Here is a 22,007-nt window from a genome sequence, read left to right on the forward strand (position 1 = left end):
CGCCCCCTCAGCGATAGGAGACGCTGGCGATGTAGCGCGAGCCCGGGGCGCTGGCCCCGGCCGCCGTCAGCGGCAGGGCCACCTCGTTCGGGCTGTCGCGCATGTCCTCGACGGCGGCATCGACATGCAGGGTATGGCCCGCGTCGAACAGCGCATCGGCCAGGTCCAGCGTGATTTCCAGCGTGCGGCCGGCGCCGACGCTGGCCCCGGTGATCCCGTCCACCTGCCGGGTGTCGCCGCCGGTCGCGCGATACCAGCCCGAGAGGGAGTCATAATATTTCGACTTGCCCCCGGCCATCCACAGGCTGCCGGCATAGGCGCCCTGCGGATCGGTGACGTAAAGCGCCAGATAGGCCCCGTCGCCGCCATAATTGTTCAGCGTGACGGTCAGCGTCACGGGCCGCGCAAAGGCAAGGGCGGGAAGGGTCAGGGCGGTCGAGAGGGCAAGGACTGCGGCAAGAGGCTTCATGGTCGGGCTCCTTTCGGGGAGATGCGGGCGGGCTTTCCCCGGCGCCGCCAAGGGGGGCGGCAGGCACCGGGGAGAGGCGGGCTCAGTTCGCGGGCGCGGATGCCGTCGCGGCGGGGGCCGCTGCCGGGGCCTCGGGGGCAGGCGCCTTCCCGTCGCGCCCGCTGTGCCCCAGCTTCGCCTCGATGACCTGCAGCGTCGCGGGATCGACCTCGGCCTTGATGCTGTTGCCGCCGACATCGGTCACCCGAAGCTCGTAGCAGCCGTCGTCCATCTCCATCGAGGTGATGGTCCAGTCATAGTCGCGGGCAAGCTGCACCACCGCGTCCCAGGACTGCGCCCGGTCGGGCGAGGCGGGGCAGTCATCATCGGCCAGGACGGCGCCGGCCGGCAGCGCGGCCATGATGGCAAGGGTCGCAAGCATCCGTTTCATCGCTGGTTACTCCCGTGTTGCGGTTTTCGGATGATGCGAGTCTGCGCCGTGACGCTGACGGGCTGCTGAACCGGAGCGAAAAGATCCGTCAGCTTCCCGTCAGCAACGAAAGGACCCGGCCTTTTCAGGGCCGGGCCGGTGGCTTGACGGAAATGGACTCAGGCGGCTCAAGCGGGCAGGCCGAGGCAGTGGCGCGGGATCATCTCACCGTGGCGGCCGGCGGGGCGCCGTTGCCCAGAAGGCCGCCGGGCGGCGGCAGCGGGGCCGGCGCAGGCGTGCGCGGGATGTCACGCTGCCCTTCGCGTTGCCCGCGCCCGCTCCGGCGGTCATCGTCATCGTCATCGTCATCGTCGTCATCGTGACGCCGATCCTCGCGATCGCGATCCCGGCGCTTCATCTCGACGACCTCCAGCGTCGCCGGGTCGAGCTTGGCCTTGAAGCCCGCCCCCTGCGCGTCGGTCCCCCGGATCTCGTAGCAGCCATCGTCGATCCTGATCCGCTCGACCTGCCAGCCCCGGTCCCGGACAGCCTGCTGCACCGCCTCGCGCGGCTGCCACCGCGCCATCGGCACCTCGCAGTCGTCGTCATCGGCATGGGCGGGGCCCGCTGCGGCAAGGGCAGCAAGCAAGGCACCCAGCAGCATGTGCTTTTTCATCGCATTTGCCCCCTGTCCTTGTTCAGGCATCATCTGCCCCGACTGATCGCACATCATCCTGACAGCCAGCTTAAGCGCCCATGGCCCTGCCGTCAGGATGACGACAGGTTGATCAGGGAAACAGCCGTGGCAGACCACAGGCGTCAGGACGGGGGCCACATGCGAATCCTTCTGGTCGAGGATGACACGATCCTGGGCGCGGCCGTGCGGGACCACATCGCCGCCGAGGGGCATTCGACCGACTGGGTCGGGCGGCTCGACCGCGCGGCCGAGCATCTGGACGCCGCGCCCTATGACCTTGTGCTGCTGGATCTGATGCTGCCCGACGGGCGCGGCATCGCCTTCCTGCGCGAGTTGCGGCGGCGCGGCGACGTGACCCCGGTGATCATCCTGACCGCGCTCGACCAGATCTCGGACCGGATCGAGGGGCTGAACGCGGGGGCGGACGACTACCTGACCAAGCCCTTCGACCTGGCCGAGCTTTCCGCGCGGCTCGCGGCCGTGGCCCGGCGCTACTGCGGCAACCCGAACCCGCTGGTGAACTTGGGCGATCTGCAGGTCGATCTGGCAGCCCGCAGGGTGCTGCGCGGCGGCGGCCGGGTGGACCTGACCCAGCGGGAATGGGCGCTGTTCGAGGCGCTGGTGCAGCGGCCCGGGCAGGTGATCTCGAAGGCGCAGCTGGAAGACCGGCTTTATGCCTTCGGCGCCGAGGTCGAGAGCAACACCATCGAGGTCCATGTCAGCCGCCTTCGCAAGAAGCTGGGCGCGGGCGCGGTCGAGACCCTGCGCGGCATGGGCTACCGGCTCGGGGACGGGCGGTGAGGCGGCCGGCCAGCCTCCAGGGCCGGCTGTCGCTGTGGCTGACGCTGGGGGCGGCTGTGCTGTGGACGCTGGCCGCGGCCCTGACGGCCGGGCAGTTGCGCGACGAGATGAACGCGGTCTTCGACAGCGCGCTGGAGGAAGCCGGCCAGCGCCTGCTGCCGCTCGCCGTGCGCGACATCATCGGGCGGGACGAGGAGGACAGCCCCAGGCAGGGCGTGACCACGCTGCGCGCGCATGAGGAGCTTCTGACCTATGTCGTGCGGGATGCCGAGGGTCGGGTGCTGCTGCATTCGCACCGGGCCGATCCGGCGGTCTTCCCGCCTGTCACCGGCATGGGCTTCACCACCACGCCCACCCATCGCATCTATTCGGACAGCGCCCTGCAGGGCACGATCACCATCTCCGTGGCCGAGCCGCTGGCCCACCGCCATGCCGCCGCGCGCAAGGCGCTGGCCGGGCTGGCGCTGCCGCTCACGCTGATCGTGCCGGCCAGCCTTCTGGGGGTCTGGGCCGCCGTCCGCGCCGCCATGGCCCCGATCCGGCGCTTTCGGGAAGGCATCGAGGCGCGGGGCCGGGGCGACCTCTCGCCCATCCCGGACGAGGGGCTGCCCTCCGAGTTCCGGCCGAACGCGCGGGCGGTGAACCACCTGCTCGACCGCCTGCGCCGGGCGCTTCAGGCCGAGCGCAGCTTCACCGCCAATTCCGCGCATGAGCTGCGGACGCCGGTCGCGGGGGCGCTGGCCCAGGTGCAGCGGCTGGTGCTCGAGGCGCCCGACGAGGCCACCCGCGCCCGCGCCCGCGAGGTCGAGATCGCCCTGCAGCGGCTGGCGCGGCTGTCTGAGAAGCTGATACAACTGGCCCGCGCCGAGGGCGGGCGACTGCAGGCCGAGGCGCCCGTCGATCTCGCGGCGGTCCTGCGGATGGTGGTGGCCGACATGACCCGCGACAACGGCAGCCGGATCGAACTGGCCTTGCCTGATGGGGGCGTGCCCTCCTCCATCGACCCCGACGCCCTCGCGATCCTCGCCCGCAACCTGATCGAGAACGCGCTGCGGCACGGCGACCGGGACGCCCCCGCCCAGGTGTCGCTGTCCCCCGCGGGCCTGCTGCGGGTGGTCAACGCGGGGCCGGTGGTCCCCGCCGACCGGCTCGGGCGCCTCACCCGCCCCTTCGAGCGCGGCGCGACCGAGGCGCAGGGCAGCGGGCTGGGGCTGGCCATCGCCCAAGCGATCGCCGACGGCACCGGCGGGACGCTCGAGCTGATCTCTCCGGCAGAGGGGCGGGCTGACGGCTTCGAGGCTAGGTTTTGGACAAGCCCCGCCGGGTTGCGGTAAGTTCCGTGGAGGACGATGGCGGTCATGAAGCGTTCCTCATCTCTTGATCTCTCAGAGGCGACACACGCTGTTTCGCCAGGCGCGCTTAAGGATCGGGTGATACCCTCCCGATCGAGAGGATGGACTTGGGTGCACCCTCGGCTTAACGAGCTGGCAGTTCGCAGACATTCGGGCATCCTGTCCGTGCGCGGCAGGTCACCAATCGGAGAGGAAGCCAGTCATGATCGGAAGAACGAGCACCACCGTCTGTGCCGTGGTGGCAGCGACTACCCTCCTCGGTGCCTGCACGCCTGAACGCGGCCACGATAGAGGCCGTGAATACTTCGTGACCTATTGTGCAGACTGCCACGGGGCCACAGGTAAGGGCGACGGTCCTGCAGCCCCCAGTTTGACGCCGGCACCCACTGATCTTACCATGATCGCTAGGAGAAATGGTCAGATCTTCCCAAAGCTGCAGGTCATGGGCAAAATCAATGGTCACACGATGGGAAGCAGCGACCGTGACATGCCCCAATTTGCCGACGTTCTGAATGGCCCCCCAATGATGTATGATGCGGGAGACGGAAGGAAAGTGGAGACTTCCATGAAACTCGTGGAATTGGTCGAGTATCTTGAAACTCTCCAGGTAGAGTAACAGACGCGGAATTTGCGGTGGGGAGGTGCGCATTTCCCTGTTGCTTCTTGCGCTCGCCGGCTCGCTCTGATGCTCCGCATTCGTTCAGGAGTCAGCTCCCCCAAGTTTCCTTGGCATTCGGCAGAGCGGGCCCTTGGCTTCCATGCGGGGACACTATCCAGATTGCGTGTCAGCTAACCGATCAGAGAGAAACGCCGCCCCACAAACCCCACTTGGATCGAGTTGGGGCAACCGTTTTCTGGCGTAGAGATTTGCCGACCTGAACTTTCCTCTTTCCACAGCAGACTGTCACAGCTGATCTTGCTACGGCGTCTGCTCATCGGCACTCCGCAGCACCTGGTCGAGGCGGGATACTGCGATCTCTTCCGAACGGATAGGGCTGGATTTCCATCGCTTGGTGCCGGGATACTGTAAGATCTGACAGGAAAGGCGCCCACTGTGAAACGTTTCTTGTTCTTCGATCTCTCGCTCGCGCTGTCGCTTGCGGCGGTGCTGGGGCTGGCCCTGGCAGCGGCGGGGCTGTGGCTGGGGGACGGGCGCTTCGGCTTTCTCGTCGCCCCCGGTCTCGCGCTGGTCTATCTGGCCGGCGGGGTCCCGGCGGCCACCCGCGCGCTGGGGTCGCTGTGGCGCGAGCATGTGCTCGACATCGACCTGCTGATGGTGGTGGCGGCGCTGGCCGCGGCGGCCGTGGGCGCGCCCTTCGAGGGGGCGGTGCTGCTGACGCTCTTCAGCCTTTCCAGCACGCTGGAGAAGCGCGCGCTCGGCCGCGCCCGCCGCGCGATCGAGGCGCTGATGGCCCTGCGTCCCGAAACCGCGCTGCGCCGGGGACCGGAGGGCACGGTCGCCGAGGTGCCCGCCGCCGATCTCGTCGCGGGCGATGCCGTGGTCCTGCGCCCCGGCGCCCGCGTGCCCGCGGACGGGGTGGTCGCCCAAGGCCGGGGCGGCGTGGACGAGGCCCATATCACCGGCGAATCCATGCCCGTGTCCAAGGCGCCGGGCGATCCGGTCTTCGAGGGCACGGTGAACCTCGACGGCGTTCTGGACGTCACCGTGACGCACGGGGTGGGCGACAGCACCATCGCCCGCATGATCCGGCTGGTGACCGAGGCGCAGGCCGCCAAGGCGCCCTACGAGCGGTTCAGCACATGGTTCGGCCAGCGCTATACCATTGCGGTGCTGGTCGGCGCGGCGCTTGCCTTTGCCGCCTTCCGCTGGCTGGGCCACGACTGGGACGGGGCGCTTTACAAGGCGGCGACGCTGCTGGTCGCGGCCAGCCCCTGCGCCATCGTCATCTCGGTCCCGGCGGCGATCCTGTCGGCGCTGTCGGCGGCGGCGCGCGGCGGCGTTCTGTTCAAGGGCGGGGCCGCGCTGGAGATGCTGGCCGCGGTCGAGACATTCGCCTTCGACAAGACCGGCACCCTGACCACCGGCCGGGCGACGGTTACACAGGTCGTGGCGCTCGACGGCGACGAGGCCGGGTTCCTGTCGCGCCTCGCCGGGATCGAGGCGCAGTCCGAGCATCACATTGCCGGTGCGATCCGCCGCGCGGCGAAGGCGCGGGGGATCACGCCCGCGCCGGTCGCGGATACCGTCAACCGTCCCGGCAAAGGCATCGTCGGGACCGATCCCACGGGCGAAATCTGGGCCGGCAACCCCTATCTCGCGGCCGAGATGGGCGCCGACATCGGCCACCCGGCGCTCGCCGCGCTGGATGCGGGGGCGCAGACGCTGGTCTATCTTGGCCGGGGACCGCAGCTGCTGGGCGCGGTCACCGTGGCCGACGAGGCCCGCGCCAGCGCTGCCCCCGCGCTGGCTGCGCTGCGGGCGGGCGGGGTGGGACGGATCGTGATGATGACCGGGGACCGGCCGCCCGTCGCCCTGCGGATCGGCGCGGAACTGGGCCTGCGCCCCGAGGACACCCATGCCGCGATGCTGCCGGACGACAAGGTGCGGGCCGTGGCAGCGCTGGCGGACCGGGGCCGGCTGGCCTTCGTTGGCGACGGGGTGAACGATGCGGCAGCATTGGCCCGCGCCGACGTGGGCATCGCCATGGGCGCGGCGGGCTCCGAGGTCGCGCTGCAGGCCGCCGATGTGGCGCTGCTGTCCGAAGACCTCGAACGGCTCGCCCATGCCCACCGCTTGTCCCGCCGCACCGCCCGGATCATCCGCCAGAACCTGACCTTTGCCCTTGGGGCCATGATCCTGCTGGTCACCGGCGGGCTGTTCTTCGACCTGCCCCTGCCCCTGGCCGTCATCGGCCACGAGGGCGGCACCGTGCTGGTGGTGCTCAACGGGTTGCGCCTGCTCTCGGACCCGATCCGGCAGGCGGGAGAGAAACAGGCGCCGCGCGGGCGCCCGCTTGCCCCTGCCCCGCAGGCGCCGGCCACGGCGAAGCCACCTGCCGGAAGGAGGGTCCAGGAGGATCAACGGCCGGAGTTCGGCAAGGCCGAAGTCACCCCGGAATGACCTGACGGCCGGAAGGGGCGAGGCAGACCTTGCCTCGACACACGCTTCGCCCGATGCAGCCTGAGGAGCGCCTTCTCAGCCTCCACGGTCCGACTGAACCAGTCCGTTCCGTGCTTCCAGCCGCAGGTGTTTGGCGCTGTATTCCACCTCCGTCACCGATCTGAGCCATGACCAGTGATGGGGCATCTGTAGCAAGGTCGAGATACCTAGTCCGACAAAGCCGGAACGTGATCTCATCGGCCACGGCTGACGCGTTGCGGGCAGACAGGCTGGCTGAACCTTCCCCACTTCTCAGCAGACCGTCGCAGTTTCCCTGCCAGCCCGTTCGGGGGCTCGCAAGACCTCGTCGCTGCGGGATGCTGCGATCCATTCCTCGTTGGTCGGCTCGACCCCCACGGTGATCTGGCTTGCGGCCGAGGAGATCACCGGGGCGTTGTCCAAATTCGCCTGCGGGTCCAGCGCCACGCCCAGGAAGCCCAGCCCTTCGCAGATCCGCGCCCGGATCGTGGCATTGTGCTCGCCTATGCCCGCGGTGAAGACCAGGAGGTCCAGCCCGCCGAGAGCCGCTGTCACCGACCCGATCTCGCGCACCGCTCGGCGCACGTAAAGCGCCAGCGCGTCGCGGGCGGCGTCCTCCTCCTGCTCTCGCGCAAGCAGGACGCGGGGGTCCGACGAGATGCCGGAGACCCCCCGCAGGCCTGAGTCGTGGTAAAGAAGCTGGCCCAGTTCCTCGGGCGAAAGCTTCTCGGTCTGCATCAGGTACAGCAGCGCGCCGGGGTCGATGCTGCCACTGCGGCTGCCCATCATCAGCCCTTCCAGCGCCGAAAAGCCCATCGTGGTCGCCACGCTTTCCAGCCCGATCATGCCGCACAGGCTGGCGCCGCTGCCCAGATGGGCGACGATCACCCGGCCCCGCGCCAGTTCGCCGTGGCGCTCGGGCAATGCAATCGACTGGTATTCATAGGACAGGCCGTGAAAGCCGTAGCGGCGCACGCCTCGGTCCCAAAAGGCGCGGGGCAGCGGCAGCATCTGCTCGACCGCCGGGACGGTGTGGTGGAAGGCGGTGTCGAAGCAGGCCACCTGCGGCACGCCCGGGCGCTGCGCCAGCAGTTGCTCGACCGCCTCGAGCGCGAAGGGCTGGTGCAGGGGGGCGAGCGGGATATAGCCGCGCAGGTCGGCCAGAACCTCGGCATCGACGCGCACGGGCTCGAAGTAGCGCGCGCCGCCGTGGACGATCCGGTGCCCGATCGCTCCGATGGCGCGGGTGCCGCGGCGCTTGTCGATGCGGGCGCCGATATGAGCGAGCGCGGCGGTATAGGGCACGGCCGGGTCCAGGGCGACCGGCGCGGGGGGAACGCCCGTCTCGCCGAAACTCGGCGCGGGCCCGGTGATCCCGTCCACCTTGCCGTTCCACAGCGGCCTGCGGGCGACGGGCTGCCGCCGCTCGAACAGCGCGAACTTGATGCTGGACGAGCCGCAGTTGAGGACAAGGATCAGGTCGTCCGCATCGCTCATGGCGGGCTGGTCCGGTAGCGATGCGCCAGCATCACCGCCAGCGCGCAGGAGGCGAGCCGGGTGTCGCGGGCATCGGCGCGGCTGGTCAGCACGATGGGCACCCTGGCCCCCAGCGCGATGCCGGCGGTATCCGCGCCGCCCAGATATTCAAGCTGCTTGGCCAGCATGTTGCCGCTTTCCAGGTCGGGCACGACAAGGATGTCCGCCCGCCCCGCCACCGGCGAGACGATCCCCTTGACCTGCGCGGCCGCCGCCGAGACGGCGTTGTCGAAGGCCAGCGGCCCGTCAAGCACCGCCCCCGCGATCTGGCCCCGGTCGGCCATCTTGCACAGCGCCGCCGCGTCCAGCGTGGCGGGCATGTTGGGCGAGATCGTCTCGACCGCGGCGAGGATCGCCACCCCCGGCGTCTCGACCCCCATCGCATGGGCCAGATCGACCGCGTTGCGGACGATATCGGCCTTTTCCGCCAGTGTGGGCGCGATGTTCACCGCCGCGTCGGTGATGATGAAGGGGCGCGGATAGGCGGGCGTCTGCATCACGAAGCAATGCGTGACCCGGCGCTTGGTCCGCAGCCCTCCCTTGGCGGAGATCACCGCGCCCATCAGCTCGTCGGTATGCAGGCTGCCCTTGACCAGCAGCTCGACCCGGCCCCCGGCGGCAAGCTCGACCGACCGCTCGGCTGCCGCGTGGCTGTGGGGGACGTCCTCGATGGCGATGCCGGACAGGTCCAGCCCCGCCTCGGCCGCCACGGTTTCCAGGCGGGCGCGCGGGGCCACCAGCACCGGGTGGATCAGCCCCGCGTCCCGCGCGTCGATCACCGCCGACAGGCTGAGCGCGTCGCAGGGATGCACCGCCGCCGCCTGCACCGCGTCCAGCCCGCGCACGAGGTCGAGCAGCCGCGTGGCCCCGCCGTTGGCCGTCTGGGCCAGCCGGACCTCGGGCAGGGTCGTGCGCTGCCAGCGGCGCTTTTCGGCGGGGGCGATCAGGTCGGCATGGCCGTCGATGACGACGGTGCCATCCTGGTTGATGCAGCGGCAGGACAGGCGCAGCCGGCGCGAGGCCGGGTCGCGTTCCACCACCTCGACGCTTGTGGCAAGGGTGTCGCCGGCGCGGATGGGCGCGCGGAAGGCCAGTTCCTGTCCCAGATGGGTCGCGCCCGGCCCCGGCAGGCGGGTGCCGAGCACCGCGGCCATCAGGGCGCTGCCCAGCATCCCGTGGCTGAGCCTCTCGGCCAGATGCGCTTCCGCCGCCGCGTCGGGGTCGAGCGCGTCGCCCCCGTCAAAGCCGGTCAGCGCCGCCAGCAGCCGGATGTCGTCCACCGTCAGCCTGCGCGTCATCGACGCGCCGTCGCCAAGGGCGATCTCGTCGAAGGTCCTGTTTTCAAGGGCCGTCAGGCCGTCGGCGATCATCGGCTTTCTGTCGGGCATGGCATCCTTTCCGTGGCGGGAGCCAGTCGAGCGGGCTTCCTGCCCCGCGTCAAGGGTCGGTCCCTGCCCCGGCAGGGCTCCCGCGTCAGCGCTGCAGGACGTAGCTGCCGGGGGCATCCATGATCGGGGGATGGCCCGGGCCGCCCAGGGCCGGGGGCGCCACCCGCTCGGAGGTCGAGTTCGCATCGAGCCAGGCGATCCATTCCGGCCACCACGAGCCGGGCTTCGTCGGTGCCGCCGCAAGCCAGTCCTCGGTCCCGACGACATGGTCGTCCTTGCGCTGCCGGGCCAGTCGATAATGCCGGCGCGGATGGCCGGGCGGGCTGACGATCCCCGCATTGTGCCCGCCGCTCGTCAGCAGGAAGGTCACGTCGGTGTCGGCGAGATAGTGGATCTTGTAGACCGACCGCCAGGGCGCGACATGGTCCCGCTCGGTGCCCACGACGAACAGCGGCACGCGGATGTTCTGCAGCGCCGCGGGGCGCCCATCGACGACGAAGCGCCCGGCCGCCAGTTCGTTGTCGAGATACAGCCGCTGCAGATATTCGCTGTGCATCCGATAGGGCATGTGCGTGGCATCCGCGTTCCAGGCCATCAGGTCCGTCATCGGCGTCCGCTGGCCGGTCATGTAGTCCTTGACCAGCCGCGACCAGATCAGGTCGTTGGACCGCAGAAGCTGGAAGGCCCCCGCCATCTGGTCGGCCGCCAGATAGCCCTGGTCCCACATCATCCCTTCCATCACCCGCAGCTGGCTGTGGTCGATGAAGCGCGCGAGTTCCCCCGGCTCGGTGAAATCCGTCTGCGCCGCGAACAGCGTCACCGAGGCGAGCCGCCCGTCCCCGCCCGTGCCCATCGCGGCGGCCGCGATCGCCAGCAGCGTGCCCCCAAGGCAATAGCCCGTGGCATGGATGCGCGCCCCCGGCACGATGTCCACGACCGTGTCCAGCGCGGCCATCACCCCCATCCGGCGGTAATCGTCCATCGACAGGTCGCGGTCCTCGGCCGAGGGATTGCGCCACGAGACGCAGAAGACCGTATGCCCCGTCGCGACCAGATGCCGGATCAGCGAGTTCTGCGGCGAGAGATCGAGGATGTAGTATTTCATGATCCAGGCCGGGACGATCAGCACCGGCTCGGCCATCACCTTTTCGGTCGTCGGCGCATACTGGATCAGCTCGATCAGGTGGTTGCGATAGACGACCTTGCCCGGGGTGGCGGCGACATCCTCGCCCACGCGGAAGCCCTCGGTCCCCACGGGCGGTTGCTTCAGCAGGATGCGCTGCGAATCGTCCAGCCAGTTGCGCCATCCCTGGACGAAGTTCTGCCCGCCCGTCTCGATGGTGCGGGCGATGACCTCGGGGTTGGTGAATGGGCTGTTCGAGGGAGAGAAGACGTCGAGGATCTGACGCGTGGTGAAGGACACGACATCCTCGTGATGCGGCGCCACACCGGGGACATCATGGGTCGCCTGGTGCCACCACTGCTGGTTCAGCAGGAAGGCCTGCGCCCAGACCGAGAAGGGCGGCTGCCGCCAGACCTCGGCCCGGAAGCGGTTGTCGCCCGGCAGGGGCTCGATGCTCGGCGCGGCTTCGGCGCCGCCGGCGACCGCCGCCGCGTGCATCCCCAGCCGGGCGGTCTTGCGCAGGGCCTTCTGCGCCAGCTGCATCTGCTTGCCCGGCGCCATTGCCAGATGCATCCACCAGTCCATGACGGCCAGCGACAGCCCGACCGGGGACAGCCCCCCGGTGATCCGGCTGGCCGCCGCCGCCTGCATCCGGTTCAGCGCCCGGAAGGCTTCGGGCATCTCGTCGGCGTCGGAGGCGCCGGGCCGTTCCATCGGCTCGGGCAGGTGCAGGGCTGCCCTGTCTCTGGAAGGTATCTCGTTCATGTTTCCGACCCGTGTTGCTGATGATCCTAGGCTCAGGGCCCGTTGTCTTCATAACCAGAACATGACGGTGGCGGCGAGGGCGACGGCCAAGAAAGAAACCTTCGGGCACCTGTCATAGCAGTTGGCTACGCGCCGCAGTCTTTCAAGCGACCGAACATGATCTCGATCCTGTTGCGACGCCGGTAGTCTCTCCCCCGAGACCTTGTCGAAATAGGAACCCGGGCGTCATCGCACCCTTGTGCCTTTGCAAGACCACGAACAGAAGTCTGACCTTTCTTCGATACACCGAGGGAAACCTGGCCCCGCCTCGACGGGGCTTCTTCTTTTCCCTTCCTCACGGCCTTGGCAAACGGGAGCAGTTGGGAACTATGCGCGATATTCTCGTCTTGTTCTCGGGCCATGTCATTGCATCTTCACCGCCTGAACGTCACGCTGATCGGCTGCGACGTGCCTCTGGCCGCAGTCCGGGTGCCCGCAGGCTTTCCGTCGCCGGCGGCCGATGACCTGGAGGAGACAGTTGACCCGATGAAATGGTCGTCCGCCACGAGCACGCGACCTTCTGGTGGGGCGTCTCCGGTGACAGCCTGGAGGCCGAAGGCATCCTCGATGGCGACCTGATCGCGGTGGAGCGGGCCGGACGGCGCCGCAGCGGGCGCATTGTCCTGGCGGTGGTGGACGGCCAGATTACCGTCAAGAAGCTCGCCAAGAGGAACGGGGCTTGGTTTCTGGGCCCGCGCGCTCGCTGCGACGTCTAGGGGTCTATCACGGTCACCGAGACGACCGAGATCTAGGGGGTGGTGGCCGGCGTCGTGCGCCGCCTGCCGGTCGAATAGGACCATGCTGCCAGCGTCTGGCCAACCAATTGCCCTGATCTACTGCAACAACTTCTATGTGTCCTGCGAGCGGCTGTTCGATCCTCGCTGCGTGGCATCCCCGTCATTGTCCTGTCGAACAATGATGGCTGCGCCATCGCCCGCTCCGAGGAAGCCAAGGCCCTCGGGATCAGGATGGGAGCGCCGGTGTTCAAGATCCGGACCTCATGCAGCGCCACGGGGTCAAGGCCCTGTCCTCCAACTACACGCTTTATGGCGACATAAGCCGGCGCGTGGTCGAGGTGCGGCACAACTACTCGCCGCGGCTCGACGTGTATTCGATTAACGAGACCTTCGTGGACCTCTCGGGCTTTGGTGCCCGGATGGAGGATCAGGCGGTGCAAATGCGGCGGGCGGTCCGGGTCGAGACCGGCATCCCCGCCCGCGTGGGCGTCGGCCCCACCAGGACCCTTGCCAAGCTGGCGAACTTCGCCGCCAAGAAGAACCCGATCTTCGCCGGCGTCTGCAACCTGATGGATCCGGCCGTGCGGGACTACGTGATGGGGCGCATCCCCATTGGGGAGATCTGGGGCGTCGGGCCGGCCACGGAGGCGAGGCTGACAGTCCAAGGCATCAGGACCGCGGCGGCGCTGCGCGCCATGGCCCCGCCGCTGGAACCCAAGATCGGCACGGTTGTCTTGGAGCGCCTGGTGGTCGAACTGCGCGGCATCGCCTGCATTGATTTCGAGGACATGGTCCCGGAGCGCAAGGGCATGGCCGTGACCCGCTCCGCGGGCACGCCCATGACGCGCTTGGACGTGCTGGCCCAAGCGATCACGGCTCATGCCACCCGCGCAGCCGAGAAGCTGCGCCAGCACGGCCTAGTCGCCGGAACGCTGACCGTGTTTTTCCACACCAACCCGCACAAGCGGGAGCGGGCGCAGCATTCCGCCTCGCGCAGCGTGCGGCCGCTGCCATGTCACACAACAGCTTCGATCTGGTGGACAGCTGTCAGCGCAGCCCGCCGGGCCTGGAAGGGCGATCCCACAGGCAACGGCTGCGCCTACACCAAGGTGGGCGTCATTCTCGATAATCTTGTGGCCGAGCGGGACCGGCCGGAGTTGCTGTTCTCGCCCGATCGACCTCGGGATGCCAGGCTGATGGATGCGCTCGATGCACTGAACGACCGCTTTGGCAAGAAGACGGTCGTGCTGGGATGCGAAGCCTTCGGAGGTAAGTGGCGCCTGCGCGCCGATCACCGTTCGCCCCGCCACACCACCCGGACCAGCGATCTGCCGTCCATACAGGTCTAGCGGCAGGGCCCGAGGCCTGCTCAGCAGATCCGGAAGGACGATGCGAGCGGCGCAGCAACGGCCACCCGCTCAGTCCATGTTCAGTCGGGCCTTCAGCGCGTCGATGCGCTTCGAGGCCTCGGCCTTGCTGATGGTTTCGTCATAAGCGTCCGGATCATCCGCCTGCTCGCTCAGCGTCTTGAGATAGGACGCTTGCGCTCCGGTCATCGGATCGTCGCCACTGACCCAGGCGTCGGGATCCTTCTCGGCATTGTCGGTGGGATGGGCCTTGGGGTCCTTGTCGGCCATGACGCGCTCGCCTCTGGTGGTGGTTTCTGAGAACCCGCCATGCAGGGCCGAGTTCCTTCAGTCCATGAGTTGCGCCTGACCTCAGCCCATACGGCTGATAATGGCTTGTGGATTGTCGGGTTGTCCAGCCGCGGACCGACCCGACCTTGGGAGGGGCGGCATGGGGCCGAAGCAGGTCCGCGCGAGACCCCAGGGATCGAGCAAGCATCTGTCTTGAAGTGCAAGGCCTGAAATCTCATGATAACGTTTAACGGACCGGAAACCTCCGAGTATCGGAGGTCTGGTCAGGCTGTCCGTGATGCACAGGCATAGCTGTCTGCCCTTCCGGCCTCGCTGCCATCACGTTTCGGAAAGAAGAAGATACGAGAGGCCCGCGCAGCGCGGGCTACGATGATCTGTCTACCGTTCTGGGGGATCGACGGGCTTACGCCCGTTCGCCCCATCCGATGCCTTTTTGTTTGCTTGTCCGCCACGCATCCCCGCTCAAGCCGGTAAGGGGGCAAGCGCCGCCCGTTTGGGCATCGTTGTCTAGGCGGGCCGCACTACCCCGCCTTCCCGACCCCTTGACAGTCTCGGGCGCGGCCGCGGGCAGGGCTGCGCCCTCCCCGCTCCGCTTTCCGAAAAGCATGAGTTAGCGAATGAGAGATACTCCCGCCTGTGTTGCCGCCTCGTCCATCTTGACAACGCTCAGCCGGCCGTCGCCTTCTACATGGGCCGACTTGACGCGTGAGACATCATCGATGCCGTTCAGGCGCAGGTGGCTTATCAGTTCATCGGGTGTCAGCGCTTCCCTGCGCATGTGGCGCGGGATCGTCTGACCATTCTTGATAACCTGCAACGGCTCATGTTCGGCCATCCGCTCGAACCAGCGGAAATGGAACGACAGACGGTTGGTCACGTAGTTCAACACCAGCATCGTCACGATCTGCACCGTCCCGTCCGCCAGTGAACTGTAGTCTCCTAGCGCGTGGGACGCCGCTTCGGTGATCAGCAGCAGAAATACCAGGTCCATAGGCGCAAGCTCGCCGCCGGTCCGCCGGGGCATGACGCGGAACAGCACCATGAACAGGACGAACAGGAACGCGCCGCGCACGATCAGTTCAAGGAGCGGGGTTTCGAGCTGGAACATGCCGTGGGACCTTCATGTAGTTGAAGCTGCTCAATCCTCGATTGTGTCTGCGGGTTCCTTCCCGGGCTCCTGCTCCTTCCTGACTCAGGCTTTGTTGGCAGATGACATCCGTCCCATCCGCGCTGTCCGGCCATCCGTCATGCGCCTGCAGATCTTGCCGCGCCAACGATGCTGGTCGCGGCGAAGACGAGTGCCGCCACACAGACGATCGATGGCCCTGCGGGGGTATCGAGCATGTAGGCCGCACGCAGGCCGACAACCGCCGACAGCGCGCCTATTCCTGCGGCGAACAGCGCCATTTGTTCAGGCGTGCGCGACAGCGGCCGCGCCGCGGCCGCAGGGATGATGAGGAGGGCCACGATAAGGAGAACGCCCACAACCTTGATCGCAACGGCGACAGCGATGGCCAGCGACAGCGTCAACACCAGCTGTTCGCGCTTGGGGTCCATCCCGCTGGCATAGGCGAGATCCTCGTTCAGCGTTGCCGTCAAGAGCGGCGACCAGCGCCAGCCGATCAGGGCTATCACCAGTGCGGCACCGCCCCAGATGATTACCAGATCTGAGCGCGATACGGCCAGAATGTCCCCGAACAGATAAGCCATCAGGTCGATCCGGACACCGGACAGGAACGATACCGCCACCAGGCCGAAGGCCAGCGCGGAATGGGCCAGCACCCCAAGAAGCGTGTCCATCGCATACCCGCGACCTGACAACACGCTGGCCGTCAGAGCCATCATCAGCGCGACCGCCATTGCACCGGCAAAGACCGAGATCGACAGCGCCAGAGACAGTGCCACACCCAGGATTGCCGCATGCGCCGTGGCATCGCCGAAATAGGCCATCCGCCGCCAGACCACGAAGCAACCCAAGGGCGCCGCAGCGAGCGCGACCCCGATGCCGGCCAGCGTTGCACGGGTCATGAAATCCTCAAGCATCAGCCGGTCCGTTCCATCTGGTCGTGATCGTGGTGGTGGTCATGGTCGTGCCGGTAGAGCGCCAGGGCGCCGCCGGTCCCGGTGCCGAAGAGCGCGCGATATTCCGGGGCCGAGGCGACGACGGCGGGCGTGCCCTCGCAACAGACATGGCCGTTGAGACAGATCACGCGGTCCGAGGCACTCATCACCACGTGAAGCTCGTGGCTGACCATCAGCACGGCGCAACCCGTGGTGCGGCGCACCGCTTCGATCTGACGATAGAACGCGGCCGAGCCGGGCTGGTCGAGCCCCTGGGTCGCTTCGTCCAGAAGAAGGATGTCGGGCTTGTCGATCAGGGCACGCGCCAGCAGAACCCGCTGGAACTGGCCTCCCGAAAGCTGCGACATCTGCTGCCCGGAGATGCCCGGCACGCCAGCCTCCTGCAGAGCCTCGGCCCCTGTCGCGGCGGAGACACCGCCCGCGAGGCGCAGGAAGCGTTCAACCGTGATCGGCAGGGTGGGATCGACATGCAGCCGCTGGGGCACATAGCCGATCCTGAGGCCCGGCGCGCGAACGATCCTGCCGCCGGCCGGGGGGGCGGCACCAATGATCGCGCGCAGGAGGCTCGTTTTTCCCGATCCGTTGGGCCCCACGATGGTCACGATCTCGCTTGTCTCGACCCGAAGGTTGACATGCGACAGCACCGTGTGTGCCCCGTATCGGATGCTCAGGTCTTCGACCGTGATCAGGCTCATGCGTCGGGCTTCCCCGCGCAGGCAGGGCAGACACCTTCGACCTCGACAATCGTGCTCTCGATCCGAAACCCGGCGGCACGTGCCGCGGCCTCAAGCGCGCCCTTGGCCGGCGTGGATTGTGCTTCTGCAACCGTGTCGCAGAGCCGGCAGATCATGAAGGCGGGTGCATGGGCCTGGCCGGGATGGGTGCAGGCGATGAAGGCGTTCAAGCGCTCGATCTTGTGGGCAAAGCCGTGCGCGACCAGGAAGTCCAGCGCGCGATAGGCGACCTGTGGCTGCGAGCCGAAGCCGCCCTCCCGCAGGCGGTCAAGCATGTCGTAGGCGCCAACCGCACGATGCTCCTGCAGAAGGATCTCCAGCACCCTTCGCCGCACGGGCGTGAAGCGGAGGTTCCCCGCGGCACATTGCGCCTCGGCGGCAGCCATCGCGTCCTCGGCGCACCGGTCATGATCGTGGCGAGTGAATCCGAGAGGCCGCTCATCCTGGCAAGGTAACTTCGAGACGCCACTTGTCATGTTATTTCATTTCATCTACCGAGCACGTGATGTTATGCTGTCACACACGAGGCCTTGATGTCCAGAAACCTTCTGCCGCTGTCGCTCCTTGCAGCACTTTTCGCGGGCACTGCAGTTGCAGATGTTCCGAACGTGGCGGTCGACATCGCTCCCGTGCATTCACTCGTGGCCCACGTCATGGAGGGTGTCGGCACTCCTGCCCTTATCGTGGCTCCGGGCGCCTCGCCCCATGAGTACAGCTTGCGCCCCTCCGAGGCGGGAGCGCTCCAGGAGGCCGATCTGGTGTTCTGGGTCAGCCCGGCCCTTACACCCTGGCTGAGCGATGCGGTTGAGACCCTGGCCGGTGATGCCGTGGTGACGACGCTGGTGGATGTGGAGGGGACGATCCGGCTCGACGTGCGCGAAGGCGCGCTGTTCGAGGCGCATGCGCATGAAGAGGATGAGGCGGTCGATCACGGTCACGATGATCACGCGCACGAGGCCGACCACGCCGCCGAGCAGGCTGAGGACAAGGATTACGCGGAGAGCAGTGCCAGTCATGATGATGCTCACGCCGATGGGGCCCTTGACCCGCACGCCTGGCTGTCTCCCCAGAATGCCGCCGTCTGGATGAACGCCATTGCGGCCGAGCTGTCGGCCATCGATCCGGAGAACGCGAGCATCTACTCGGCCAACGCGGCCGCCGGCCGGTCCGAACTCGAGGCGCTGGTGAAGGAAATCGGAGGCGTGCTCGAGCCTGTGCGCGAACGCAACTTCATCGTCTTCCACGACGCCTATCAGTATTTCGAAGCGAGCCTTGACCTGCCTGCTTCCGGGGCGATCGCGTTCAGCGATGCGGCCGATCCCAGCCCGGCGCGGATTGCCGAGATCCAGGCGCGCGTGGCCGAGCTGGGTATCTCCTGCGTTCTGTCCGAGCCGCAGTTTTCTTCGCGTCTTGTCGAAACGGTGCTTGATGGCACCGAGGCACGGAGCGGTGTACTCGACCCTCTCGGCTCGGACCTCGAGCCCGGGCCGACGCTCTACCCGCAGCTGATTCACAATCTCGCGGCGACGCTGGCGGACTGCCTTGGGCAGTAACTGCCCTCTCGGACTCCGGCCGTGAACAGGAAAGCACCGTCGACAAAATCCATGTCAGCAGCCGGGAGGGTATCGCCCTACGCTACTGGCTGCTGTGACGGGAATTGACAGTGCCCGGGTCTTCGGAGGTTTTCGGGTCACCGGAAGCCGCAATCTCCCTACGAGGCGACAGCCGAAGCTCGCGTTCCATCCGAACCTTGATCCTGAGGAGGAACGCAGATGTCGGTCAGGGCACCCGGAATCGTACCCTGAAAGGCCAGCGTGAAGCCGGCGGATGCCGCCTGCGCGTGCCGCTTGACTGCAAGCGCCGCGCTCGCCTTCCGGCCGGTGTTCGAACGCTCTTCCATATCTCCTGAGAGTTTTCCACGTTCCCATCTTGATTGGCCCAGCCGGCATGGGAGGTGCACCGGCGACCCATGATCATGTCGAACGAGCCTGCGGCGGGTGTGCCGGAAAGGTTGCTCGCGACAGGATCGTCCCCGCACCATCCACGGTCAGCCGCAATGCCCGACCACTGCGATAAAAGGTCAGCCGCCAGCGCCCTTCGTCTTCGCCCATGCCGGTTTCGCACAGACTGGTGATCTCGTTTGCCCGCAGCTGCCCAGGCACCAGCGTCGGATCAAGTCCGAACGCCTTGGCCAGAAGCTCGGCCTCAACGATGAAGTCGCCGGCATTCCGGGAAACCTGATTCATTCGCTCCTCTCGACTGGTATGCGCCCGTGGCGCACATGGTGCCAACCAGCATGTCGTTGTCTCCGCTTCCTCAAGCCGCCGCCGCATCCCGTGGCGGAAGGGCGACGTCAGCCAGCGTTGCGCGATCCAGATCGGCCAGAAAGGCCGTCTCGGCCGATCGCAGGCGCGCCTTTAGCCGGCAGCATTCGATAACTGTGCAATTTCTCTCGCTCGGCCCGAAGCATTCGACAAGCGCATGATCCTTCTCCAGCAGGCGGACCACCTCGCCCAGCCTGATCGCTGTGGGCAACTGCGCCAGCATCGCACCCCCACCTCCGCCGCGGCGCGTCTGCACGATACCACCGTAGGCAAGCCGCTGAATAATCTTGGCCACGTGGTTGCGGGGCAGACCAAATTCCGCGGCCAGTTCGGCGGTCGAGAAGGCGCGGCCGGGTTCGCTGGCCATGCGCATGAGCATGCGGAGTCCATAGTGGCGGATTCCATTCTGAAACGCGACAGCCCTATTCTGGCTGGCGTTTGCGGCATGGAGGACCGGACCTTGGCACCCCGCCTCACCCTCGACGAGCGGCGCATCCTGGCCAGGCTTCTGCACCAGAAGATCAGCATCGCGCAGACCGCGGCGCAGCTTGGCCGTCACCGCTCGACCATCCATCGCGAGATCCGGCGCAACTTCTGGCATGATCCCGAGGTCCCGATGGCCACGGGCTACTGGCATGTGACGGCCCAGCAGCTTGCGGCCGCGCGGCGGGCGCGGCAGCGCAAGCTGATCCGGCATCCGGGCCTGCGCGCGGCCGTGCTCGACCGCCTCAAGGAAGGCTGGTCGCCCGAGCAGATCGCTGGTCGGCTGAAGCTTGCAAGCAGTCGGCCGCGGGTCTGCCACGAGACGATCTACCGCTATGTCTATTCGGCGGACGGACAGTCCCAGGAACTGGCCCGTCATCTTCTGGCGCGCCGCCGTCAGCGCAAGCCGCGCTACGGCCGCAAGCCCAGAAGCCTTGTTTTCCCAGAGAGATGCGGGATCCGGCATCGCCCGGCTGCGGTGAACCGGCGGGAGGATTTCGACCATTGGGAATGCGACCTGATGATCTTCCGCAAGGAGCACGGGTCAGCGAATGTCGCCTGCATGGTTGAGCGGGTGAGCCGCTACACGGTGCTGTGGCGCAACAACGATCGCCGTTCGGGTCCACTGATAAACAGCCTGATCAACATGCTGGCGCCTCTGCCCACAAAGGCCCGGCAGAGCCTGACCTTCGATCGCGGCCGGGAGTTCGTCTCCTAGCGTGAGCTGGAGCGCGGCCTGGGGGCTCAGGCCTGGTTTTGCGATCCGCAGGCACCTTGGCAGAAGCCCACGGTCGAGAACACGAACCAGTGTGTCCGGCGCTGGCTGCCCCGTGACGCGGTGCTGCTGCGCCTGCCGCCGCGGGCGCTGCGCGCTTTGTGTGAACGCATGAATGCCACCCCGCGCAAGTGCTTGGGCTTCCGAACGCCAAGCGAGGTGTTCCGCGAACAGCTGCTCACCGGAGGGCGTGCCTGAGGGCAGCCGGTCAGGGCTGCGATGGCGGAGGTCTCCGCCCTGCCCGGCTGCCGGCACCGTCGTGTTGCATCCGAGATGGAACCGGCATAGCGCGGCCATCGCGGATTGATCGCGGGCCGGATCGCGGACTAGAACGGCAGCCATCCATCACGGCAATGGAAGATGCCGCTTCCCCGTGACGGCCCGATCTCCCGGCCCGCCCGGCCCGCCCGGGTCGCCACCACAACCGCCGCACATGGGCCATCCGATGCAGCGCCGAACAATCGAAGGCATCAGCTTCGTTTCCACCGTGGTGCTGGTCACCTTGGCCTTCATGTGGCTGCTGCTGCCCTATTACGGCGCGCTGCTATGGGCGATCATCCTGGCGATCCTCTTCTATCCGCTGCACCGGCGTCTGCTGCGCTACTCGGGCGGGCGCCAGAATCTTGCCGCGGCGCTCAGTCTCGCGGCCTGCATCTGCCTCGCCGTGATCCCGGCGGCGATCCTCCTCGCCTCGCTGGTGCGGGAAGCATCAAGCCTTTACGCGCGCATCGGCACGCCCGGATTCCACCTTGCGTCCGGACTGCAGCACTTCTCCGACCTGCTGCCCGACTTCGTTATCGACGGACTCGCGTTCCTCGGCATGGACGATCTTTCCGAGCTGCAGCGCCGCGTCACTTCGGTCTTGGGTCAAATGATGCGCGGCATTGCGGCGCAGGCAGTCGTCATCGGCCAAAGCACGGCGCAGTTCGTGGTCGGGCTGGGCATCATGCTCTACGTACTGTTCTTCCTGTTCCGCGACGGACCCCGGATCGCGGCGGTCCTCCGGCGGGCCAGCCCGCTCAGCGACAGCCACACCCGGCGGATCTTCGAGCGCTTCGCCTCGGCGGTGAAGGCGACGGTCAAGGGCAACCTGACCATCGCGCTGGTCCAGGGAACAATCGGCGGCGTGACGTTCTGGCTGCTCGGGATCGGCGCGGCCCTGCTGTGGGGGGCGCTGATGACCTTTCTGTCGCTGCTGCCGGCCGTGGGCGCGGCGCTCGTCTGGGTTCCGGTGGCGGTCTACCTGCTGATGACCGGCGCCTATGGACGGGGCATTCTGCTGCTGGCAGTGGGCGTTCTGGTCATCAGCACCATCGACAACCTGCTGCGCCCCCAACTGGTCGGCAAGGACCTGCGCCTACCGGACTACCTGATCCTGGTCTCGACCGTCGGGGGGTTGGCGCTGTTCGGCATGAACGGCTTCGTCATCGGCCCGCTGATCGCGGCCCTGTTCGTCGCCGTGTGGCTGCTGTTCGTGGACGAGCAGAACTGATCGGAAGGTGTTGCTGAGGCCGGCGCTCTGGAGAGGGAGCGCA

Annotated in this window: 22 protein-coding genes and 2 pseudogenes; 10 read left to right on the plus strand and 14 right to left on the minus strand. The window is 67.5% G+C overall.

Annotated elements, in window-relative coordinates; genetic code table 11:
• Window positions 1-7 precede the first annotated feature (7 nt).
• The 3 genes from ACFFII_RS01720 to ACFFII_RS01730 all read right to left on the minus strand — a co-directional run bounded on the left by ACFFII_RS01720 (window position 8) and on the right by ACFFII_RS01730 (window position 1,554).
• The gene (locus tag ACFFII_RS01720) at window positions 8-469 is read right to left on the minus strand and encodes a DUF2271 domain-containing protein (protein WP_377697159.1); all 462 of its coding nucleotides are present in this window, start codon (window positions 467-469) and stop codon (window positions 8-10) included.
• An 82-nt stretch (window positions 470-551) separates the two neighbouring features.
• Window positions 552-899 (minus strand): PepSY domain-containing protein, encoded by a 348-nt coding sequence (locus tag ACFFII_RS01725; RefSeq protein ID WP_377697160.1) that lies wholly within the window; start codon window positions 897-899, stop codon window positions 552-554.
• A gap of 199 nt (window positions 900-1,098) precedes the next feature.
• On the minus strand, window positions 1,099-1,554 hold the full coding sequence (locus ACFFII_RS01730) for a PepSY domain-containing protein (RefSeq protein ID WP_377697161.1): 456 nt from the start codon (window positions 1,552-1,554) through the stop codon (window positions 1,099-1,101).
• A 159-nt stretch (window positions 1,555-1,713) separates the two neighbouring features.
• Between ACFFII_RS01730 and ACFFII_RS01735 the strand changes: the two genes are divergently transcribed.
• From ACFFII_RS01735 to ACFFII_RS01750, 4 genes are all read left to right on the plus strand, one after another.
• Entirely contained in the window at window positions 1,714-2,376 is a 663-nt protein-coding gene (locus tag ACFFII_RS01735; RefSeq protein ID WP_377697162.1) for a response regulator transcription factor, read from the plus strand.
• Entirely contained in the window at window positions 2,373-3,710 is a 1,338-nt protein-coding gene (locus tag ACFFII_RS01740; protein WP_377697163.1) for a sensor histidine kinase, read from the plus strand. Before ACFFII_RS01735 ends, ACFFII_RS01740 begins: the two co-directional genes overlap by 4 nt.
• 220 nt (window positions 3,711-3,930) lie before the next feature.
• The gene (locus tag ACFFII_RS01745) at window positions 3,931-4,344 is read left to right on the plus strand and encodes a c-type cytochrome (protein WP_377697164.1); all 414 of its coding nucleotides are present in this window, start codon (window positions 3,931-3,933) and stop codon (window positions 4,342-4,344) included.
• Between the two features lie 438 nt (window positions 4,345-4,782).
• A complete protein-coding gene (locus tag ACFFII_RS01750) occupies window positions 4,783-6,810 on the plus strand; it encodes a heavy metal translocating P-type ATPase (protein ID WP_377697165.1) in 2,028 nt (675 codons plus the stop codon).
• A gap of 291 nt (window positions 6,811-7,101) precedes the next feature.
• Here the strand turns inward: ACFFII_RS01750 and ACFFII_RS01755 are convergent, their stop codons facing one another.
• The 4 genes and pseudogenes from ACFFII_RS01755 to ACFFII_RS01770 all read right to left on the minus strand — a co-directional run.
• Window positions 7,102-8,325, minus strand: a complete 1,224-nt coding sequence (locus tag ACFFII_RS01755; protein WP_377697166.1) for an acetate/propionate family kinase — start codon at window positions 8,323-8,325, stop codon at window positions 7,102-7,104.
• Complete coding sequence (locus ACFFII_RS01760; RefSeq protein WP_377697167.1) at window positions 8,322-9,752, minus strand: bifunctional enoyl-CoA hydratase/phosphate acetyltransferase; 1,431 nt, start codon at window positions 9,750-9,752, stop codon at window positions 8,322-8,324. Before ACFFII_RS01760 ends, ACFFII_RS01755 begins: the two co-directional genes overlap by 4 nt.
• A gap of 85 nt (window positions 9,753-9,837) precedes the next feature.
• Window positions 9,838-11,640 (minus strand): PHA/PHB synthase family protein, encoded by a 1,803-nt coding sequence (locus tag ACFFII_RS01765; RefSeq protein WP_377697168.1) that lies wholly within the window; start codon window positions 11,638-11,640, stop codon window positions 9,838-9,840.
• A 48-nt stretch (window positions 11,641-11,688) separates the two neighbouring features.
• Window positions 11,689-11,831: pseudogene (locus ACFFII_RS01770) on the minus strand (IS5/IS1182 family transposase); the annotation flags it as partial.
• A 339-nt stretch (window positions 11,832-12,170) separates the two neighbouring features.
• Between ACFFII_RS01770 and ACFFII_RS01775 the strand changes: the two are divergent.
• The 3 genes from ACFFII_RS01775 (at window position 12,171) to ACFFII_RS01785 (ending at window position 13,765) form a co-directional block, all read left to right on the plus strand.
• Entirely contained in the window at window positions 12,171-12,395 is a 225-nt protein-coding gene (locus ACFFII_RS01775) for a LexA family protein (protein WP_377697169.1), read from the plus strand.
• 213 nt (window positions 12,396-12,608) lie between these two features.
• Window positions 12,609-12,737 (plus strand): hypothetical protein, encoded by a 129-nt coding sequence (locus ACFFII_RS01780; RefSeq protein WP_377697228.1) that lies wholly within the window; start codon window positions 12,609-12,611, stop codon window positions 12,735-12,737.
• On the plus strand, window positions 12,680-13,765 hold the full coding sequence (locus tag ACFFII_RS01785; RefSeq protein WP_377697170.1) for a DUF4113 domain-containing protein: 1,086 nt from the start codon (window positions 12,680-12,682) through the stop codon (window positions 13,763-13,765). Before ACFFII_RS01780 ends, ACFFII_RS01785 begins: the two co-directional genes overlap by 58 nt.
• 69 nt (window positions 13,766-13,834) lie before the next feature.
• Here ACFFII_RS01785 and ACFFII_RS01790 read toward each other — a convergent pair whose 3' ends face one another.
• From ACFFII_RS01790 to ACFFII_RS01810, 5 genes are all read right to left on the minus strand, one after another.
• The gene (locus ACFFII_RS01790) at window positions 13,835-14,053 is read right to left on the minus strand and encodes a DUF3072 domain-containing protein (RefSeq protein WP_377697171.1); all 219 of its coding nucleotides are present in this window, start codon (window positions 14,051-14,053) and stop codon (window positions 13,835-13,837) included.
• Window positions 14,054-14,684: 631 nt separating this feature from the next.
• A complete protein-coding gene (locus ACFFII_RS01795; protein WP_377697172.1) occupies window positions 14,685-15,182 on the minus strand; it encodes a DUF421 domain-containing protein in 498 nt (165 codons plus the stop codon).
• A 137-nt stretch (window positions 15,183-15,319) separates the two neighbouring features.
• Window positions 15,320-16,117, minus strand: a complete 798-nt coding sequence (locus tag ACFFII_RS01800; RefSeq protein ID WP_377697173.1) for an iron chelate uptake ABC transporter family permease subunit — start codon at window positions 16,115-16,117, stop codon at window positions 15,320-15,322.
• Window positions 16,117-16,851, minus strand: a complete 735-nt coding sequence (locus tag ACFFII_RS01805; RefSeq protein WP_377697174.1) for an ATP-binding cassette domain-containing protein — start codon at window positions 16,849-16,851, stop codon at window positions 16,117-16,119. Before ACFFII_RS01805 ends, ACFFII_RS01800 begins: the two co-directional genes overlap by 1 nt.
• Window positions 16,848-17,366 carry a Fur family transcriptional regulator gene (locus ACFFII_RS01810; RefSeq protein WP_377697175.1) on the minus strand — a complete coding sequence of 173 codons (519 nt, stop codon included), beginning with the start codon at window positions 17,364-17,366 and terminating at the stop codon, window positions 16,848-16,850. The genes ACFFII_RS01805 and ACFFII_RS01810 overlap by 4 nt, the downstream gene beginning before the upstream one ends.
• A 57-nt stretch (window positions 17,367-17,423) precedes the next feature.
• On the opposite strand from ACFFII_RS01810, the gene ACFFII_RS01815 reads away from it, so the two are divergent.
• On the plus strand, window positions 17,424-18,443 hold the full coding sequence (locus tag ACFFII_RS01815; protein WP_377697176.1) for a zinc ABC transporter substrate-binding protein: 1,020 nt from the start codon (window positions 17,424-17,426) through the stop codon (window positions 18,441-18,443).
• A gap of 420 nt (window positions 18,444-18,863) precedes the next feature.
• Here the strand turns inward: ACFFII_RS01815 and ACFFII_RS01820 are convergent, their stop codons facing one another.
• The gene (locus ACFFII_RS01820) at window positions 18,864-19,136 is read right to left on the minus strand and encodes a DUF6522 family protein (RefSeq protein WP_377697177.1); all 273 of its coding nucleotides are present in this window, start codon (window positions 19,134-19,136) and stop codon (window positions 18,864-18,866) included.
• Between the two features lie 70 nt (window positions 19,137-19,206).
• Window positions 19,207-19,593 carry an RrF2 family transcriptional regulator gene (locus ACFFII_RS01825; RefSeq protein ID WP_377697178.1) on the minus strand — a complete coding sequence of 129 codons (387 nt, stop codon included), beginning with the start codon at window positions 19,591-19,593 and terminating at the stop codon, window positions 19,207-19,209.
• Between the two features lie 66 nt (window positions 19,594-19,659).
• Here ACFFII_RS01825 and ACFFII_RS01830 point away from each other — a divergent pair.
• A pseudogene (locus ACFFII_RS01830) lies at window positions 19,660-20,670 on the plus strand (IS30 family transposase).
• A gap of 247 nt (window positions 20,671-20,917) precedes the next feature.
• Window positions 20,918-21,964 carry an AI-2E family transporter gene (locus tag ACFFII_RS01835; protein ID WP_377697179.1) on the plus strand — a complete coding sequence of 349 codons (1,047 nt, stop codon included), beginning with the start codon at window positions 20,918-20,920 and terminating at the stop codon, window positions 21,962-21,964.
• Window positions 21,965-22,007: the final 43 nt, after the last annotated feature.

The sequence above is a fragment of the Paracoccus niistensis genome (assembly GCF_042432925.1).
Classification (GTDB): domain Bacteria; phylum Pseudomonadota; class Alphaproteobacteria; order Rhodobacterales; family Rhodobacteraceae; genus Paracoccus; species Paracoccus niistensis.

Coding starts and splice junctions, on each gene's coding strand:
- ACFFII_RS01720 (WP_377697159.1), bottom strand. CDS start 469: ATGAAGCCTCTTGCCGCAGTCCTTGCCCTCTCGACCGCCCTGACCCTT.
- ACFFII_RS01725 (WP_377697160.1), bottom strand. CDS start 899: ATGAAACGGATGCTTGCGACCCTTGCCATCATGGCCGCGCTGCCGGCC.
- ACFFII_RS01730 (WP_377697161.1), bottom strand. CDS start 1,554: ATGAAAAAGCACATGCTGCTGGGTGCCTTGCTTGCTGCCCTTGCCGCA.
- ACFFII_RS01735 (WP_377697162.1), top strand. CDS start 1,714: ATGCGAATCCTTCTGGTCGAGGATGACACGATCCTGGGCGCGGCCGTG.
- ACFFII_RS01745 (WP_377697164.1), top strand. CDS start 3,931: ATGATCGGAAGAACGAGCACCACCGTCTGTGCCGTGGTGGCAGCGACT.
- ACFFII_RS01755 (WP_377697166.1), bottom strand. CDS start 8,325: ATGAGCGATGCGGACGACCTGATCCTTGTCCTCAACTGCGGCTCGTCC.
- ACFFII_RS01760 (WP_377697167.1), bottom strand. CDS start 9,752: ATGCCCGACAGAAAGCCGATGATCGCCGACGGCCTGACGGCCCTTGAA.
- ACFFII_RS01765 (WP_377697168.1), bottom strand. CDS start 11,640: ATGAACGAGATACCTTCCAGAGACAGGGCAGCCCTGCACCTGCCCGAG.
- ACFFII_RS01775 (WP_377697169.1), top strand. CDS start 12,171: ATGGTCGTCCGCCACGAGCACGCGACCTTCTGGTGGGGCGTCTCCGGT.
- ACFFII_RS01785 (WP_377697170.1), top strand. CDS start 12,680: ATGCAGCGCCACGGGGTCAAGGCCCTGTCCTCCAACTACACGCTTTAT.
- ACFFII_RS01790 (WP_377697171.1), bottom strand. CDS start 14,053: ATGGCCGACAAGGACCCCAAGGCCCATCCCACCGACAATGCCGAGAAG.
- ACFFII_RS01795 (WP_377697172.1), bottom strand. CDS start 15,182: ATGTTCCAGCTCGAAACCCCGCTCCTTGAACTGATCGTGCGCGGCGCG.
- ACFFII_RS01800 (WP_377697173.1), bottom strand. CDS start 16,117: ATGCTTGAGGATTTCATGACCCGTGCAACGCTGGCCGGCATCGGGGTC.
- ACFFII_RS01805 (WP_377697174.1), bottom strand. CDS start 16,851: ATGAGCCTGATCACGGTCGAAGACCTGAGCATCCGATACGGGGCACAC.
- ACFFII_RS01810 (WP_377697175.1), bottom strand. CDS start 17,366: ATGACAAGTGGCGTCTCGAAGTTACCTTGCCAGGATGAGCGGCCTCTC.
- ACFFII_RS01815 (WP_377697176.1), top strand. CDS start 17,424: ATGTCCAGAAACCTTCTGCCGCTGTCGCTCCTTGCAGCACTTTTCGCG.
- ACFFII_RS01820 (WP_377697177.1), bottom strand. CDS start 19,136: ATGAATCAGGTTTCCCGGAATGCCGGCGACTTCATCGTTGAGGCCGAG.
- ACFFII_RS01825 (WP_377697178.1), bottom strand. CDS start 19,593: ATGCTCATGCGCATGGCCAGCGAACCCGGCCGCGCCTTCTCGACCGCC.
- ACFFII_RS01835 (WP_377697179.1), top strand. CDS start 20,918: ATGCAGCGCCGAACAATCGAAGGCATCAGCTTCGTTTCCACCGTGGTG.